Source organism: Paenibacillus sp. P32E, from assembly GCF_001909085.1.
Lineage (GTDB): Bacteria > Bacillota > Bacilli > Paenibacillales > Paenibacillaceae > Paenibacillus_AQ > Paenibacillus_AQ helianthi.
Genome location: NZ_LVYY01000046.1, coordinates 200,471 through 217,911 on the forward strand (window position 1 = coordinate 200,471; position 17,441 = coordinate 217,911).

The 17,441-nt window shown below is 48.2% G+C and carries 13 protein-coding genes; 7 read left to right on the forward strand and 6 right to left on the reverse strand.

The window, feature by feature from the left end; all coding sequences use genetic code 11:
• Positions 1-36: 36 nt before the first annotated feature.
• The 6 genes from proC to A3848_RS25590 form a co-directional block, all read right to left on the reverse strand.
• Positions 37-903 (reverse strand): pyrroline-5-carboxylate reductase, encoded by an 867-nt coding sequence (gene proC, locus A3848_RS25565; protein ID WP_074087669.1) that lies wholly within the window; start codon positions 901-903, stop codon positions 37-39.
• A 77-nt stretch (positions 904-980) separates the two neighbouring features.
• Positions 981-2,228: a glutamate-5-semialdehyde dehydrogenase gene (locus A3848_RS25570; protein ID WP_074087670.1), complete on the reverse strand. Its 1,248-nt coding sequence runs from the start codon at positions 2,226-2,228 to the stop codon at positions 981-983.
• Between the two features lie 68 nt (positions 2,229-2,296).
• Positions 2,297-3,400 (reverse strand): glutamate 5-kinase, encoded by a 1,104-nt coding sequence (proB, locus tag A3848_RS25575; RefSeq protein ID WP_074087671.1) that lies wholly within the window; start codon positions 3,398-3,400, stop codon positions 2,297-2,299.
• 531 nt (positions 3,401-3,931) lie between these two features.
• Positions 3,932-4,843: a LysR family transcriptional regulator gene (locus A3848_RS25580; protein ID WP_074087672.1), complete on the reverse strand. Its 912-nt coding sequence runs from the start codon at positions 4,841-4,843 to the stop codon at positions 3,932-3,934.
• A 133-nt stretch (positions 4,844-4,976) separates the two neighbouring features.
• Positions 4,977-5,408, reverse strand: coding sequence for a hypothetical protein (locus tag A3848_RS25585; RefSeq protein ID WP_178382079.1), 432 nt, complete (start codon positions 5,406-5,408; stop codon positions 4,977-4,979).
• Between the two features lie 416 nt (positions 5,409-5,824).
• Positions 5,825-6,778: a hypothetical protein gene (locus A3848_RS25590; RefSeq protein ID WP_074087674.1), complete on the reverse strand. Its 954-nt coding sequence runs from the start codon at positions 6,776-6,778 to the stop codon at positions 5,825-5,827.
• Between the two features lie 601 nt (positions 6,779-7,379).
• On the opposite strand from A3848_RS25590, the gene A3848_RS25595 reads away from it, so the two are divergent.
• The 7 genes from A3848_RS25595 (at position 7,380) to A3848_RS25630 (ending at position 17,301) form a co-directional block, all read left to right on the forward strand.
• Positions 7,380-7,781: a hypothetical protein gene (locus A3848_RS25595; RefSeq protein ID WP_083612373.1), complete on the forward strand. Its 402-nt coding sequence runs from the start codon at positions 7,380-7,382 to the stop codon at positions 7,779-7,781.
• 484 nt (positions 7,782-8,265) lie between these two features.
• Positions 8,266-9,690 carry a 3-isopropylmalate dehydratase large subunit gene (gene leuC / locus A3848_RS25605; protein ID WP_074087675.1) on the forward strand — a complete coding sequence of 475 codons (1,425 nt, stop codon included), beginning with the start codon at positions 8,266-8,268 and terminating at the stop codon, positions 9,688-9,690.
• Positions 9,691-9,717: 27 nt separating this feature from the next.
• The gene (leuD, locus tag A3848_RS25610) at positions 9,718-10,320 is read left to right on the forward strand and encodes a 3-isopropylmalate dehydratase small subunit (RefSeq protein ID WP_074087676.1); all 603 of its coding nucleotides are present in this window, start codon (positions 9,718-9,720) and stop codon (positions 10,318-10,320) included.
• A gap of 177 nt (positions 10,321-10,497) precedes the next feature.
• Positions 10,498-12,093 carry an N-acetylmuramoyl-L-alanine amidase family protein gene (locus A3848_RS25615; protein ID WP_074087677.1) on the forward strand — a complete coding sequence of 532 codons (1,596 nt, stop codon included), beginning with the start codon at positions 10,498-10,500 and terminating at the stop codon, positions 12,091-12,093.
• Positions 12,094-12,255: 162 nt separating this feature from the next.
• On the forward strand, positions 12,256-13,695 hold the full coding sequence (locus A3848_RS25620; protein ID WP_074087678.1) for an N-acetylmuramoyl-L-alanine amidase family protein: 1,440 nt from the start codon (positions 12,256-12,258) through the stop codon (positions 13,693-13,695).
• A gap of 111 nt (positions 13,696-13,806) precedes the next feature.
• Complete coding sequence (locus tag A3848_RS25625; RefSeq protein ID WP_074087679.1) at positions 13,807-14,466, forward strand: GerMN domain-containing protein; 660 nt, start codon at positions 13,807-13,809, stop codon at positions 14,464-14,466.
• A gap of 81 nt (positions 14,467-14,547) precedes the next feature.
• Entirely contained in the window at positions 14,548-17,301 is a 2,754-nt protein-coding gene (locus A3848_RS25630) for an S-layer homology domain-containing protein (protein ID WP_178382080.1), read from the forward strand.
• The last annotated feature ends 140 nt before the right edge of the window (positions 17,302-17,441 follow it).

Sequence of the window (17,441 nt, forward strand, 5' to 3'; positions counted from 1 at the left end):
CTGAAGTACGGTTGTTTTTGTTTTGAAGACGTGAATTTATGAAAGCTCTTTTTCCAGTGCTACTCCCATTTCGCGGGAGCGCTCGGCGCAGCGGTTAACAGCGGAAATCACGGTCTCGAAGAAATCTCCCTTTTCAAGCACCTCTAGAGCAGCCTGTGTGGATCCATTGGGTGAGGTGACTTTTTTACGCAAGGCGGCTGGTTCTTCACCGGTCTGCTGCACCATCCGGGCAGCACCAAGGACAGTCTGAACGGTCAGCTCTCTGCTCTGTTCAGCCGGGAGACCTCCGCGTATTCCTGCTGCAATCATGGCCTCCATCATGTAATAAATGTACGCCGGACCACTACCCGAAATTCCAGTGAGGGTTTCCATGCGTTCTTCATCGATCACAGAAGTTAATCCAACCGCTTCAAAGATGTTGAGCGCGGTCCGGCGGCTTGGCTCATTAACTTCCTTAGAAAAGGCAATGCCGGTTGCTCCCAGTCCGATGGAGCTGGAGGTATTAGGCATGGTACGCACAATCGGCTGTGGCTTCCCAAGCAGGCCTTGCATTGTACGGATAGTCATCCCTGCGATGACGGAAATCACCAGCTGGTCAGAAGAGAGAAGAGGCCCTAAACCACGCAAAGCTTCGGCAGCATCCTTGGGCTTCATAGCGAGCACGATAACCGGAGCCGTGCGCAAATATTCATTTTTTTGTTCAGGTTCGTTACTGCCAAGCACTCCATAACGGCTGCGGAGCTCGCTAAGGCGTTCACTGCTGCTGCGGTTCAGCATCACGATATTGCCGGAATCCACCACATTACGGGTAATCATGCCGCGCACAATCGCTTCCGCCATCGAGCCAGCGCCGTAAAAAACAATGTTGTGATTAATTAATGGTATTGCAGGTTGCTGACACATGACTTAAACCCTCCTAATAGTTTTGAGGTTATACTTCGTTGGTAGTCCTATAAAAAACTAGCTTCGGCAGCATAGGTTTATCCCCGGATTTGTCCGGAGCCGTGAATTTTGTATTTGGTTGAAGTCAGTGCCGGCAGTCCCATCGGGCCGCGTGCATGCAGCTTTTGGGTGCTGATGCCAATCTCTGCCCCAAATCCGAACTCGAAGCCATCCGTGAAGCGCGTTGAGGCGTTATGATAGACAGCGGCAGCATCCACTTCTTGAAGGAAACGTTCCGCGTTACCCGCATCCGCCGTTACGATGCATTCGGAATGCCGGGTGCTGAACTCAGCGATATGCTGCAGCGCTTCATCCAGCCCGCCGACGATTTTGATATTAAGAATATAGTCATTGTACTCCGTAGCGAAATCCTCGTTGGATACCGGCAATGCCCAAGGAATCCTAGCAACCGTTTCTGGACAGCCGCGCAGCTCGACAGGGATTTCGCGGAATGCTTCCGCCACAGCAAGGAGATGCTTTGCAGCAAAATCCCGGTGAACCAGCAGCGTCTCCATGGAGTTGCACACGGAGGGACGCTGGGCCTTGGCGTTCAGACTGATCGACAAGGCCATTTCCCGATCAGCACTGGCATCCACATAAGTATGGCATATGCCTGCTCCTGTTTCAATGACGGGCACGGTGGCATTAAGCACGACATTCTGAATCAGCGCACTCCCACCGCGCGGAATGATTACATCAAGCAGTCCGTTCAGCTTCAGCATCTCATCTACCGAGGAACGGTTCGGATCTTCGATTAATTGCAGTGCTTGGCTTGGGATGGCTGTTTCGATAAGTGCACGGTGCAGCACCTCGATGATTTTACGGTTGGAAGACAGAGCAGAGGAGCCGCCGCGCAGGACTACGGCATTCCCTGTTTTTAGGCATAAACCCGCTGCATCTACCGTTACATTAGGACGTGCCTCGTAGATAATGCCAATGACACCCAGCGGTACACGGATTTTCTCAATAAACAGTCCATTTGGACGTTCGATGGTTTCCAGATTGTCACCGATTGGATCAGGCAGTTCGGCTATTTGCCGGAGTCCTTCTGCGATGCTCGTGATCCGTCCGACATCCAGTGCCAGCCGGTCAAGCATTGATTCCGGAGTACCGCCCAGCCGCCCTCGCTCCAAATCTTCGCTATTAGCAGCAATGATCGCGGGAGCTTCACGGATCAAGGCTTCGGCCATAACCAGCAAGGCCTCATTTTTTTGGCCGGTGCTCAGACTGGCTAGCACACCGGCCGTTTCTTTGGCTAATGCTGCTTTGTTTACAACCTCACTCATGTTACAACCTCCTAAAAGTTTTTTAAGTTTTACACCCTGGAATCAGGTTCGGAAAACGCTTCGAGCTGTTAACGCAAGGTAATCCATTCATCACGGTGAATAACCTCCAGCCGGTGGACTTCACCCAGCATCGGCACGATCTGACCGCTTGGCAGTCCCTGAATACTGCGGAGCTGGGTGTCGTCATAGTTCACAATTCCCCGCCCAAGCAGCTTGGCGTCAGGTCCAAGGACTTCCACAACATCCCCTGAATGAAAATTCCCTTCAATCCGTTTTACACCAACTGGCAGCAGGCTATGCCCGCCATGGAGAAGTGCTTCCACCGCACCTTCATCCACATACAGAGAACCAAGAGGAGTGGACATGAAGCCGAGCCACTGTTTCTTCACGGGTAAGGAAGAAAGGGTCGTTGCAAAGTAAGTGCCTTTTCCGTTGCCATCGGCAGCCAACTTCAAATCTCCGGGCTCGGTTGCTCTGCCTATGAAGACGGGGACTCCGCCTCGAGTGGCGATTTTGGCAGCATCGATCTTGGAACGCATGCCGCCAGTGCCGACACTGGAGCCCGCGCCTCCGGCAAAGGCATAAATCTCGGGGGTAATCTCCTCCACACGCTCATAGCGTATGGCCGCCGGATTCTTGCGGGGATCACCACTGTATAAGCCATCCATATCGGTTAACACGAGGAGATGGGAGGCTTTTAGCAGATTTGCCACCAGGGCTGATAAGGTATCGTTATCGCCGAATTTCAACTCATCTACCGAAACGGTATCATTTTCATTAAATACGGGAACAGCTCCTTGCCGCAGAAGCTCCTCTACCGTCATCACTGCGTTGTTCATTGCCCTCCGGCTGCAAAAGTCGGTTCGGGTCAGCAGAATCTGCGCAGTGGGAATGCCGTGCTCCGCAAAGGCTTCCTGATAGGCCTGCATCAGCATCACCTGGCCGACCGCAGCGGCAGCTTGCTTCTCATGCAGCAGCTTGGGCCGCGACGGATAGCCGATGCCCCGGAATCCGGCGGCTACGGCACCGGAGGTAACTAGCAGTACTTCACACCCGGCTTTGCGCAGTCCGGCAATTTCGGCAGCAAAGAAAGCTACTGCTTCACGGTTCAATCCACCCTCAGGTCCGGTGAGCGAGCTGCTGCCGATTTTGACCACGATTCGTGTTGTCAATGTGGTTCACTTCCTTCTCAAATTTACATCTATGTCACGCTGAAAACGACAAAAAGCCCCCATCCTTAGACTTAGCAAAGGACGAAAGCTTGGTTAACTTCCGCGGTACCACCTTCATTGATGAGGGTTCATCCGACTTCATTCTCATAACGGGAGTTTCCGTCCTGCAAGGGCAGGCCGCTCGGGGGTAGGATTCGGAAAGGACAACCGCGGTAAATTCTCCCAGCCTGCCGGAATTTACTCTCTGATCACGGATAATCGCCTATTCGTACTGGTCCCGTCTGCACGTTTCACTATTTGTCATTTAGAATAACACGCAAATGTCGGGTTTGCAAAGTGCGCGAGCGTAATATTTTTTACCAGTGAAGACATTAACAAGGTTGACGAAAGCACAGCCCATTGGACGGATGATCAGAACCGCCTCATGAATTAGCATAATTTGAGTATATAGACTGTGGACGAGCCTTCCCGGCTCATTTATGAGGCCGGAAGGCTCTTTTCATAAGAATGCATACGCTGATTGCTGGTTGGCTACTCATCGGAAAGATCTTTGACGGTTGTTTTGAAGGTCTCTATAAAGGCTTCTGCTGCTTTGGATAAATAGCGTCCGCGCCGGTAGGCAACCACCAATGTACGGCTGGGTACCGGCTCGGCCAGGGGTAAATAGACGGGAACGAACTCACTGCGTGGTGCCCTGGCGATAAAATGGGGGACGAGCGTTACTCCCATTCCGGTAGCGACGAGTGATTGAACGGTCTCCATATTATTACTCTCAAATACGATACGCGGCTCAAATCCGGCTCCCCGGCATAATTCGACAGTCATTTTACGAAAGCCCTGGCCTTCTTTTAGAACAATGAATGGCTCATCCTTAAGCTCCTCCAGAGAGGTGCGAATCCCAGCTGCACTCCTTGAAGCGAACGGGTGCTCTGGCGGGACGGCCAGATCGATCCGCTCTTCACCCAGCACTTCGTAAGCGAGTGTCGGGATCTCCAGAGGCAAGGAAAGCAGGCTTAAGTCCGTTTGACCGCTGGCCGTGAGTTTTTCCAGATTCATGGAGGAGTCTTCGAGCAGCGTGATTTCAACCTCGGCGAATTTCCTTTTGAACACAGGCAGCACATGCGGCAGCAAATGCGCACCGGTGATGGGCATGCTCCCTACAACTACATGTCCGGTCCGCAACTGGGAGATATCCGACATCTCCTGCCGTAATAGCTCTACAGCATCAATAATCGTCTGCGCCTGCTCCACAAATTTCTCCCCGGCATGAGTAAGTTCCACTGAGCTGGTATTCCGCTGAAAAAGAAGAACGCCCAGCTCCTTCTCCAGCTTCGAAAGCTGCTGGCTGAGTGAAGGCTGAGCGATATGCAGCTTGTCTGCAGCACGGGAAAAGTTACGTTCTGCTGCTATCTGTAATGCATATTGCAGCTGTCTGAGTTCCATAAACAGATTCCACACCTTTAAATAGATTGTTACTTATAAGTATAACCTATAAATATTGTTATTAATATAAGTGGTATTGCCAAAAAGGATTACCGGAAGTAGGATAGCCGATGCTCAACCCCAATGGTATCCATTAGCCTGCAACTGCAATTCCAGAGAAGCATCTAGCTCCCAAAGTGACACCATAATTTGTAGTCACGCTTATGATATATCGGATTTGACCTGCGAGCACATCGGCAGAGGGAGGGAAATCAACAGCTGTAATACCGGCCATCTCATACGTCAGCTCCGTCATCGATTGAGACGCTGGCTTTTGATAGACCGTAGTAAAGATAGGGATCGAATTTCGGAGGATTGTAAAAGTGGCATCAGGAACGATCGTAGGGTTGGACGAGATAGCCATAGTCAGACGGGCATAGGCATTAAGCGTCACACGCACCAAACTTACATTACCAGGGGCAATACCAGCCGTCTGCAACCCAATATCACCAAAAATATAGGGGGATGAAGAAGAAGATAGTGAAGCGCCCGGCTGATCCGTAACACTGTCCTGGGAAATCCGCATATCTAAAAACTGAATGCTCATTTGTTATTCACCAGTCCTCTCATGTAGTTGACACAGCTTATGAGAGGGGATGATAGAGTGCTTGGACAAAATTAAATAAATACGAGGGGCCATCTTGCTGCTTATAGGTCAAGCCTATGGCTTTTATAGAATATATCAGGCAAAAACCCTTTGATATACTAGGTATTGCAGGGGACCCGGCAGCAGAAAGCTTGTCCGTATAAGATGCATCAATGATGATGATGTGATGAACACGGAACCGGCTGAGGAACTGGGATTCAGTAACCGACATTACCGACGAATTTAAGTCAATGGCCATTTATAGACTGGCAGGTATGCTGGGTCTGATGATCCTACTGGAGGATTAGGGGAGAAAGAGCAGTGAAATTTGATTGATTACACTGCTCTTTCTTATCTTAATTTGTTGGTACTGGTTCTGTAGCTGCTTTTGATATTTCTCTCCATTTTGAAATTGCTTTACTGGTAGGTTCTAATAAAAAATTCAAATTATCAATTCTTTTTTGCATAATCTCCCTTCGATTCTTCTCAATTTCAAGATATGAATTTGTCCCTTTAATATCTTCAAGTGTAAATTGTCTGTACGCCGCACCACCAATTAAATCCTGTGAGTTCCTTATTCCTCTAAAAGGATAGACCTGTTGCCCCGTTTCTTCACGCATGTGAGGGATATGCAGATCCAAAAAGTAAACTTGTAATTTGTAGGTAAATCCGTTTGCATAGGTGACGGGTTGAAAAGGTCTTTCTGATTTGATTTGAAGTAATGCGTCTTTAACCTCAAATATATTCCAAATCAAAGTTTCTGTTTCTGGAGGACTTACAGTATCATTAATTTGATTTCTGAAAGCTTCACACTTTTTTTCAATTAAGTCAGAGTAATAAATCAAATTAGATTTCGCTTCACTTCTATATGTCGGAAATTCTATTGACCGTGCAATGAGTGTTTGAATAAAAACATTGACACCGTAAACCAATGCAGTCAATGCTTCAAAAGAATTTTTTTTCGCAATTGCATTTAGTAAGCCTGGAAGCAACAGATGAACACCAGCAATCAATTCGTGATCTGCCTTATTTGGATTGTAAGCATAAGTAACAAGGTATGCTTTTAAATTTGCTCCTAAGCCAACTAATTGAGCTACATCTTGATCCAAAAATGCTTGGTCAATCATTTCATGAATACTAACTTTCAAGTCCTTTATTGCATCAGCAAATTTATCCTCACCGCCTTTATCGAATAAAGTTGCTGCCAACTGTGTTGCAATTGCGGCGCCAATACCTTGGCCAAATGCAACCTCAGCCGCTTCAGCCCCCTTTTGAATAGCTGGTCCCCATTGAAAATCTTCATCTGACATAATAGTCACCCCATTTTTTAAAGGTATTTTGGCATTAATTCATGAGAAATATTAATCCAAAATATTCATGTCCGCTCCATGTCCACAGCACACATTGACTCTCCGCTCAAATCCGTAGTATGCCAGCAGCATACACTGAATATTTTGAAATCAGTGACAAGCGCCTCTATGGGCGTTACGACGGCCAAGTACCACTTGGCTCAGTACACAAGGGTGCTTCACATATAACCTATCTGCCTTGTGCAGAAAAGGACTTGACTCGCTAAGTTGAATCATGGCCTGTAATAAGCCGTATCGCTTCCGGCTACAGGAGCTTATATCCGATGTGCTCACGGATAAATGAACGCAAGAAGAGGTATGCTGGCAACCTTTAATAATGGGTTTGGTGGTGTACGGTATTCATTTTCCCAAGTGTTTGCGAATATGGGGTGTAAACTGTTCTTCTATATTTTATCCGAAGGAAGAGTGAAATGGAGATAAGGTGTCTCCGAGAGCGCCTGAGAAGGTGATTTGGGGAAAAAATCCAGTTTGCATTCATTTCTCAATAAAAGATACCGATATTTAATGATAAATAAAATCTATTGGAAGAGGATGTGGAAGCATGCGTATTAACAATTCTAGTCCTAGCGATTATTATAGTAACCAACGCAACAATCTATCAAGGAATAAAGATTTGTTTGAATCTACGCTACTCGTACAAACAAATGAAAAGAAAGAAGAAGAAAAGAAAGACAAACCGGTAGAAAAAAAAGGGCACCTGGTTACAGCAAAGGAAGGCGCTTATATTAGACAGTACATTGTTAATTCAGACGGTTCAAAGGTTCTATTGAGTGAAATAAAACAAGCTGAGAACGAGTCTACAAGTACAGAAAACAATTCGCAGCTACTTTTCAATTCTAAAAAGAATCAGAATGTTGAAGACGGAATGAGTAATAATTCAAAGGAATTAGTAAGTCTGCTAAATCAACAAGTAGGTAATATTGATCATCCGAAAAATAATTAATTGAAAATTGAGCTGGTAAGTTTATTACTAAAATGATGGGCATTCCTTAATTTTTTTCTTGGAGTGTCCTTTTTTGTGCCGTGGTGGGTTTATTGGTTGCTGTTCAATCCGAGGTGGTTTTATGAACGAGGTACCGCCGATCCGGGACATTGCTGGCATAATCCAGATATGAAATTATCTGAAGGTGAGCAGCTTTCGAAATAATATTTTCTTCTGCATGGGCATTCACAGCAGCCTACGCGTTTCTGACCTGCTGCAGCTTAAGGTGGGATCGGTCAGGGATCAGTTGCATATCAATTATGTGGCGGAAGCGGAAGGAATTCATCAATATTCCTCTATTCTTATCCAGACTTATAGGCTCCACCTATGGCTTTTATAGAAATCATATCTTGGAATTATAAACGTGGCGATGTTATATTTAGAGCATTCAAGAGAGACTCCACTTTCTCTTCCAATGAACGATTCTACTATATGAGGTGAAAACATGGGCAACAAGACAATGTTTGAAAAGATTTGGGACAATCACGTAATCCATCAGGAGGAAGGCAAGCCAAGTATCATTTACATCGATCTGCATCTGGTGCATGAAGTTACTTCCCCGCAGGCCTTTGAAGGTCTTCGTCTCAGCGGCCGCCAGGTTCGCCGTCCGGGTCTTACTTTTGCAACTATGGATCATAACGTGCCTACCAAGGACCGCTACAATATCACGGATCCTATTTCCAAGCAGCAGATTGATACCCTGTCGCAGAACTGTCGTGACTTTGGTGTAAGACTGTTCGATCTGAATGATATTGACCAAGGTGTAGTGCATGTAATGGGTCCGGAAATCGGATTGACTCATCCTGGTAAAACCATCGTCTGCGGCGATAGCCATACCTCCACACACGGGGCATTCGGCGCGTTGGCTTTCGGAATCGGTACCAGTGAAGTAGAGCATGTGCTGGCCACCCAGTGCCTGCAGCAATCGAAGGCCAAAACGATGGAAGTCCGCTTCACCGGCAGACGCAATCCCGGTGTTACTGCCAAGGATATGATCCTCGGTGTGATTGCCAAATACGGTACGGATTTTGCTACTGGCTATGTTATCGAATATACAGGCGAAGCGATTCGCGAACTGTCGATGGAAGAGCGCATGACCGTCTGCAACATGTCGATCGAAGGCGGGGCAAGAGCCGGTCTGATTGCGCCGGATGAAACTACCTTCAACTACCTGCGCGGACGCCAATACGTGCCGCAGGGTGAAGCTTATGAAGCTGCCGTTGAAACCTGGAAAGGGTTTGTCAGCGACGAAGGTGCAGAGTACGATACGATTGTTGAATTCGATGTAGAGACTTTGATTCCGCAGGTAACCTGGGGAACCAGCCCGGGTATGGGTACGGATATCAGCTCCACTGTGCCGAATCCGGCAGATTTCACAACAGAAAATGAACGCAAAGCCGCTGAAAAAGCGCTTGAGTATATGGATTTGGTGCCAGGAACACCGATTTCCGAAATCGGCATCGATTATGTCTTCATCGGATCTTGCACGAATGGACGCATTGAAGATTTGCGGGCTGCCGCTGAGGTAGCAAAGGGACATAAAGTGTCTAATCAGGTTACTGCAATAGTGGTTCCGGGATCTGGACGCGTGAAGCTTCAGGCCGAGAAGGAAGGGCTCGATAAAGTATTCACAGAAGCAGGATTCGAATGGCGGGATGCCGGCTGCAGTATGTGCCTGGCTATGAACCCGGATGTTCTGCAGCCTGGACAGCGCTGCGCATCTACCTCGAACCGTAACTTTGAAGGACGTCAGGGACGCGGCGGACGCACGCATCTGGTTTCTCCTGCTATGGCGGCTGCGGCTGCGATCAAGGGTCACTTTACTGATGTCCGTGACTGGAACTACAAGACGGAAGCCGTCAACGCATAGAACTTGAGAGAGCAGGAGGATATAATCATGGATGAATTCAAGAAATTAACCGGAATCGTTGCCCCGGTGGACCGGGTAAATGTAGATACGGATGCTATTATCCCTAAGCAATTTTTGAAACGGATCGAACGTACGGGGTTTGGACAATTTCTGTTCTACGAATGGCGTTTTGATGAAGCTGGAAATGATAATGCGGCATTTGAAATGAACAAACCCCGCTATAAAGGGGCTTCGGTTCTGATCTCCCGGGCCAATTTCGGCTGCGGCTCCTCACGTGAGCACGCACCTTGGGCGATTATGGATTACGGCTTCAGAGTCGTGATTGCACCTTCGTATGCGGATATTTTCTATAACAACTGCTTCAAAAACGGTATTCTGCCGATTAAGCTCTCGGAAGCACAGGTAGATGAGTTGTTTAAACGTACGGCAGAGCATGAAGGTTATCATTTGACGGTGGATCTGGAAAATAACCAACTTAGTGATGATTACGGCCTTAGTATTACGTTTGAGCTGGATGAGCACCGCCGCCAGTTCCTGCTGCAGGGACTGGATGATATCGGGCTTACGCTTCAACATGCGGATGAAATCGCGGCCTATGAGGAGCGCCACGCGGCTAAGCTGTTTTCTTAAGAGAAGTCAATACGAAAACTTTACAATATTTACACAAAACTTCTATTTCCGGGTGTCGGAAATAGAAGTTTTTTTGCTATAATCGATATATTCATTGCCGGAGTAGGCAACTTTTGGAGTTTTCTGTCGTCTTAATCTTATCTATGTATTTATCATTTGCCAGAAGGAGAGGAAAGGATGAGAAAAGCCGGACAACGGGTGCTATTTCTATTGCTGCTGCCACTGCTACTGCTATCATTCGCCGGCCATGATGCCGCTGCTGCCGGGAACAGCACGGGCAGAATTGTAATGGACAACAAGGAGTTAGAGCTTCCCAAGGGAATTAACCTGGAAAACGTAAATGGAAGCGTTATGATTCCTATCCGTGTGGTGGTTGAGAATTTGGGATTTGAGGTGCTGTGGGAGCAGAAGTCACATAAAGTCACCGTACAGCAGGATGGGAAAAGCGTCCAACTGGCTGTAGGCAGCAAAACAGCCGAAGCTGATGGAGTGTCTCTGCCGCTGAATGCAGCACCGAAACAAACCCGTGGCACAGTGCTGGTGCCTATCCGTTTTGTCAGCGAGCAGTTTGGCCTTAAGGTTGGATGGGACAACAGTGACAAAACGGTCTATTTGAGTGGCGGAATAACTGGCGAACCAGGCAGTTCAAGCGTTCCACAGCCGACTGCAACACCAATTCCAGCACCGACATCAATTCCAGCGCCAACACCAACATCACAAGCAAGCCCCGTCCCTACAGACGGTCAAGGGACAGGCGGAGATATTGTAACCGGAGTGATTGCACCTACACCTACCCCTATTCCGGGAAGCGCGGGTACCGTGGCTACTACGCCTCAGGTAATGGGCGCTGTATTCAGCGAGAACAGGTTAATCATCGCAGCGGCTGGGGGAGCCAAGCCTTCTGTGACCAAGATTAGCAGTCCGGACCGCATCATCATAGATTTTCCCGGCGCTGCATTTGCATCCGATTTTGTCGGGAGCTTTCCTGGTGTTTCCACCAGCGGGAGTCCACAGGGCAAGCTCGATGTAAGCGGCTATCCGCTGATTACCGATGTGAGATATGCACTATTCAGTGTAAGCCCGCCCACTGTCAGATTTGTTATACAAACCGTTGGCAGCCAGCCGTATAAAGTCAGTACGGATGACAGCACAGGGCTAGTAACCATTGATTTGAATACTGGGAGTATTGGAACCCCGACTACAGGAGGAACCGGAATCACCGGGAAGCCGATAGTCGCCCTTGACGCAGGGCATGGCGGGTCGCAATCCGGTGCCGTCAGCTTGACGGGCAAACTGGAGAAAAACTTTAACCTCGCTGTGATTCAAAAGGTAGGAGCACTGCTGAATCAGGAGGGACTGGTTACCGTTGTCTACACGCGAACCACGGACAGCACACTTGGACTGCAGGACCGTGTAGTGATTGCGGAAGCGGCAAAGGCTAATTTGTTTATTTCCGTGCACGCCAATTCTTTACCTGCTGATTATCCGAACAAAGACAAGGTCAATGGCAGTGAGACTTATTATTCACGGACGGAAAGCTTGCCTCTCGCTCAGATCATGCATAAGCATCTGGTAGCTGGAACGGGCTTTAAAGATAATGGGGTAAGAAATAAAAGTCTTCATGTTACTAGAGAAACGAGTATGCCTGCTGTATTACTGGAGGCAGGCTATCTTACCAATCCAGGTAACGAATCGGCGCTTTACAGTGATCTGTTACAGGATAATCTGGCCCGGGAAATCGTTGCCGGAATCAAGGAGTATCTCGGATTGTAGAGTGGCCGCCCCGCTAAATTGAGGTAAGGAAATGTGTTTTAGTATGGCAGATATTCGCAACTTTTATGGGCAGCCGGAGTCTAATGATTGTCGAAGGTTGTCAGTCGGATTGTCAGCATGAACGCTTTTTTAGGCGGAATACTAGATTCTTAGAGGTGAAGAATGAAGAAATTTGCTTTTATGCTGTTGCTGCTGCTCTTTGTACTGGTTCTGCCGGAGCAAGGACATGCCGCCTCCGGGACCAGCAAGATTTTTCTGGATGACAAGGAGCTCACCGCAGGACAGGACGTTTCTGTTGAGAATGTAAACAACTCTATCATGGTACCGCTTAGGATGATTGCCGAAAACCTTGGATATAAGGTGGACTGGGATCAGAAGAGCAAGACGGTTACGATTGAACAACAGGGCAAGACTATTAAGCTGATTGTGGATCAGACAGCGGCATCCGTAGATGACAAGACCATGATTCTAACAACAGCACCGCTGCTCAGGAGCGACACGACACTGGTGCCGATCCGGTTCATCGGAGAACAGTTCGGCCTTACGGTCAAATGGGATAACACAGCCAAGGTTGTAAATCTTATTACCCCGGAAATACCTGAGAGTAACAATGATTCAGGGGGAAGTACGGTAGACGGCGGGAGCGGTGTAGTCGTACCTCCGACAGATCCGACGGCCGATTTAACCATGGTTAATGGCGTCAGCTTTAGCGAGAACAGGCTGAGCATTGCAATGGATGGAAGTTCCCAGCCGAAGGTGTCCAAGGTATCCGGACCTGATCGGATCGTGATTGATTTGCCAAACGCCACATTCTCGGATGCATTCGGGACAGGCCAGGTTCTTGACCCGAATTTGAACGGCAAACTTGATGTAACTAATTATCCGGATGTATCGGGCGTTCGCTACTCGTTATACAGCACTAATCCGTATACGGTTCGTTTTGTAATTGATCTGAATCAAGCCAAAAACTATAGTGTTGATGTGTCAGGAGATACCTCCAAGCTTGTCGTTATTGATCTGAATGCACAAAGCACAAATGACACTGCGACATTGCCCGGCAATAGCGGACGTAAGCTTGTCGTGCTGGATGCAGGCCATGGAGCCAAGGATTCAGGCGCAATCGGGGTAACTGGAAAATATGAGAAGAACTTTAATCTGGCAGTGATACTGAAGGCTGCTGCGTTGCTGAAGCAGGAAAATAACATCGATGTCGTGCTAACCCGGAGTGATGATACATTCCTGGAACTCAAGGATCGGGCAGGCATGGCCAATAATCTCAAAGCGGACCTCTTTATTTCTGTACATGCCAACAGCAGTGCTTCATCAGTATCAAGTGGATCGGAAACCTATTTTCAACGGGATGCCAGCAAGGCGCTGGCGAACGTAATGCATAAGTATCTTGTCCAGGCAACCGGATTAAGTGACCGGGGTGTCCGGTATGGGAACTTTCACGTCATACGTGAAACGACTATGCCTGCCGTACTGCTAGAAGTCGGTTACCTGAGCAATAAAGGCGATGAATCCCTGTTGTTCACTGAGGATCTGCAGAATAAAGTAGCTGCAGGGATTGTCGCCGGTATTAAGGAATATCTCAAATTATAGCAGCAGTCAAGCGGCAGAGCAGGGCCGCAAAGTCAGCTTCGGCCGTAGCATCAGGTCAAAAAGGCTTTGCGGCCCTGTCTGCCCATATTCATCCAGAGGGGGTAATTGTTGATGAACAAGAAATGGACCTATGCAGGTATTTCAGCTTTGCTTTTGCTTGTGATCGCTGGATGCGGCGATAAACCTGCAGCAGCACCGGCTGATAACGCTGGACAAGATTCCACAACGGTCGTGAACGGCGCTGGCAGTACTGCTAAAAGCACCAACGGGGGCGGCGAGGACGTTATAGCCACTGCAACCGCTCAGCCGACCGCAGAACCTGCTACTCCTTCGCCTGCAGCGACAGAGCAGCCCACTGCACCCGACAAAAAGAGTCTGAACATATCCGTGTATTTCACTGATCCTCAGCAAATGGAGCTGGTCCCCGCTAAAGCTGACATAAGCTATGCAAATGATGTGGAGAAGTACAGCGAAGCTTACAAAGCCCTGCAGAGCAGCACCAACCCTGACCAGATTCCTTTATGGGGTAAAATTGAACTTAAATCGCTTAAATTTGCGGACGGCCAGATTACGATGGACATTCATAAACCGGATGAAGCCCAGCTTGGTGCTGGCGGTGAGGCTTTTGCCATTAGCGCACTGGCTGAGACCCTGTTTCAATTTAAAGAAGTGAAGAGTATAGAGGTTCTTGTAGATGGCGAAAAAGTTGAAAGTCTCATGGGCCATGTGGATCTCGAACATCCAATGACCAGAGAAAACAGCGGTTTGTAAGGAAGATGCAGGAATAATCCGGTTAACCGGAGAAATGATTTACTAGTATTTTATATGATCCACAGAGAGGGGAATAACCTATTGTCCGGGCAAAAAAGGTCAAAACGTTCTATTCATACTTATTCCAGCAAAGCGGCAACCGTAATTCTGGCCGGCACGATGGTGCTTGGCGGAGCAGCTTCCGCGTTTGCCGACACGGCTGCACCGGTGACAACCTCAGCAGTGACTAATGTAACTGCTCCGGCAGCGGCAGCAGGAATTTTTACTGACGTGAAAAGCGGCTTTTGGGCCGAAAAACATATTTATAAGTTGGCCTCTCAAGGGATTGTTGTAGGGAACAACGGTCTGTTCCGTCCGGGGGATTCCGTTACCCAGCAGGAGGCGGTGCTCATGGCACTCCGTTTCATGAAGTTGCAGGGCAATGTGAATACCGGTACCGATGTTGTGCTTCCGACAGATTTCAAAGTAACCAATTACTATAAGCCATATGTAGTCCTTGCTTTCCAGCAGGGGTTGCTGGACAAGACGGTGGAAATGGCTGCCGATAATCTGAAGACCTCCTGGGGGGAACGCAAGGCCAGCCGAGAATGGGTAGCCGAGCTTCTAATCCGGGCACTAGGCAAAAATGCGGATGCTGCTGCTGTATCCAGTCAACCGACCGGGTTTGCCGATGACGCCAAAGTTACTGCGAACAAACGGGGATACATTAAGACCGCAGTGGATCTGGGTCTAGCCAATGGTCTGGACGGTAACCGGTTTGACCCGCAAGGTGCTGTGACCCGTGCGCAGCTGGCTACTTTCTTCAGCCGTGCAGAAGCTCACAATACATTGGAATACGATAATACCGTCAAAGGCAACATCAGTGCCCTTCAGAACGGCAAGCTGACACTATACAATAACGGGAGAACAACTGTATTCGATTTGACTTACAGTACCGCCTATTTTACCAGCACTTCAGAAACTAGAATCAATTTCAGTGATATCAAGCCTTATACCAAAGTGACTGTTATCGGTGCTACCTATAATGCCGCTTATGTAGAAGTAACAGATCCAGCTCAGCAGGTTCAGACCATTGAAGGCGTATTTGCCAAAATCACACCGGGTACAATCTGGCTGGATTCTCCAACCGGATATGATCAGTACAGCTATGATGGAAGCACCTCCTTTGTGGATGTGAACGGGGCAGTAATTACCCCTGCCTCCATTACCGCTGCCAGCAAAGTTTCCCTGCTTCGGGAGACCTATAGTGGTGCAGGCAAGCTGGTTAAGGTACAGGTAACCTCGGGTATTGTGAACAAAACAGCCACCGGAACCATTCAAAGCGTCGATACTACAGCCAAGAGCATTACATTCAAAACAGCTGATGGGGCAACGGAATCCTTCAAATGGGAGGATGGCACCACCCTGTTCAGCTCTCAAAGCTCGGTGCTGCTGCCAGCCGATCTCAAGGTGGGGGCTTCGGTCAAATATTCTGTTAAGGATAATATGATCCGGTCCGTAGATGTGACTTCAGGGGTAGAACGCACCGTGCAGGGGGCGATCACTGAACTGACCAGCTCCACAGTGGTCTACAAAAAATCCGATGGCACGCGTGAAGTGAAGCTCCTTGGATCAACGCCAGCCATCGTCATTCCAGGTGTTACCACTCCTGTCATTGGTGATCTGATCGCCGACGCCTCTGCCGGAGATAATGTGCAGATCACTTTGAACAGCAGTGACCAGGTGACGAAAATTGAAGTTCTGAGCCGCCAAATTGATCAATTCACTGGTGCGACAGTGGTTGATTATAGTGTGAAAACCCAACTGCTGACGGTTATGGACAGTAGTGGCAAAGCCCATCTGGTGAAGCTCGATACCACTACAAAGCTCGCTTCAGATGGAGTGGCGAATACTTCGTTAACTAATATGGGATATGCACTGACCGAAGGCCGCAAAGTAGATGTTGTGGCTGCTGGACAGCGAGCCATTTCTGTGGAGACGAGCAGCAAATATGATGGTACACTGACCGCTGTGAGTACAACCAATAAAACAATGACGATAAAGCTTTCCAATGGACAGCTCCTGACACTGCCATATCCGCAGTCCGTGGACATCTATGGCCGCTCTAATTTAGCAATCACCGATGTGGCTCTTAACAGTGCGGTAACTGCCGTACTTGCCGGTAACCAGAACGTGGTTTCAGTTCTGCGGGTGAACTCTTCTGTCCAGTTCGAGATTATTACCCTGGATGCAGCCGCAAACAAGCTGGGAGTAAAATGGTCGGGAGTGACATCCGAATTGTACACCCTGACACTGCCAATGACAGGCGACACTGGACAAAGCATTAAGATCAGTGATTTGAAGGTTGGAGACTTTGTGAATGCCTCATTTAATGGCAGCACACCGCTCTCTCTCCAAGCGGTTAAGCTTAGTACGGGTCAGTTGACAGCTGTGAATGCTAGCACAGGAACATTAACTGTGAAGGATTACAAAGCGGGTACTCAGACCATCACGGCGACTGGTGGGGTCAAGATTATCCGTGACGGGTCTACTGCAACTACGCTCGGCTCACTTACTACTGCAGATCGTGTGGAAGTGCGCAAGGACTCCGATGGGTCCACTATTATTCGTGTATTGAGCCAGCAGTCACATGCCTTCTCGCGATACGAGAGCGGAACGAATGAGATTTTGGTAAAACGCGCAAGTCTTGACGATAACAATTACCGCTTTGCGCTGGGTGCAAATGTATATATTCATCAAGGTGACACGACTTTATCCGTGCAATCTCTCAAAGAAAATGATAATATTATAATGTATTTCAATAATAATATTCTTGTTGAGATAGTGAAACAATAAGTGCTTGGTGATTTTCCGTGTGAAACACCGTCTTGATTCAGGCGTTTTGCCTGCATCAAGACGTTTTTTTTGAAATATACAGCTGGTGATGTGTTCGTTAATAATGTATGAACGTGTACGTTACAATACATACTTTGCTT

Bases quoted from the DNA above. Each gene is read 5' to 3' on its own strand.
- proC (WP_074087669.1), bottom strand. From the start codon at position 903: ATGTGTCAGCAACCTGCAATACCATTAATTAATCACAACATTGTTTTT.
- A3848_RS25570 (WP_074087670.1), bottom strand. From the start codon at position 2,228: ATGAGTGAGGTTGTAAACAAAGCAGCATTAGCCAAAGAAACGGCCGGT.
- A3848_RS25580 (WP_074087672.1), bottom strand. From the start codon at position 4,843: ATGGAACTCAGACAGCTGCAATATGCATTACAGATAGCAGCAGAACGT.
- A3848_RS25585 (WP_178382079.1), bottom strand. From the start codon at position 5,408: ATGCGGATTTCCCAGGACAGTGTTACGGATCAGCCGGGCGCTTCACTA.
- A3848_RS25590 (WP_074087674.1), bottom strand. From the start codon at position 6,778: ATGTCAGATGAAGATTTTCAATGGGGACCAGCTATTCAAAAGGGGGCT.
- A3848_RS25595 (WP_083612373.1), top strand. From the start codon at position 7,380: ATGCGTATTAACAATTCTAGTCCTAGCGATTATTATAGTAACCAACGC.
- leuC (WP_074087675.1), top strand. From the start codon at position 8,266: ATGGGCAACAAGACAATGTTTGAAAAGATTTGGGACAATCACGTAATC.
- leuD (WP_074087676.1), top strand. From the start codon at position 9,718: ATGGATGAATTCAAGAAATTAACCGGAATCGTTGCCCCGGTGGACCGG.
- A3848_RS25615 (WP_074087677.1), top strand. From the start codon at position 10,498: ATGAGAAAAGCCGGACAACGGGTGCTATTTCTATTGCTGCTGCCACTG.
- A3848_RS25620 (WP_074087678.1), top strand. From the start codon at position 12,256: ATGAAGAAATTTGCTTTTATGCTGTTGCTGCTGCTCTTTGTACTGGTT.
- A3848_RS25625 (WP_074087679.1), top strand. From the start codon at position 13,807: ATGAACAAGAAATGGACCTATGCAGGTATTTCAGCTTTGCTTTTGCTT.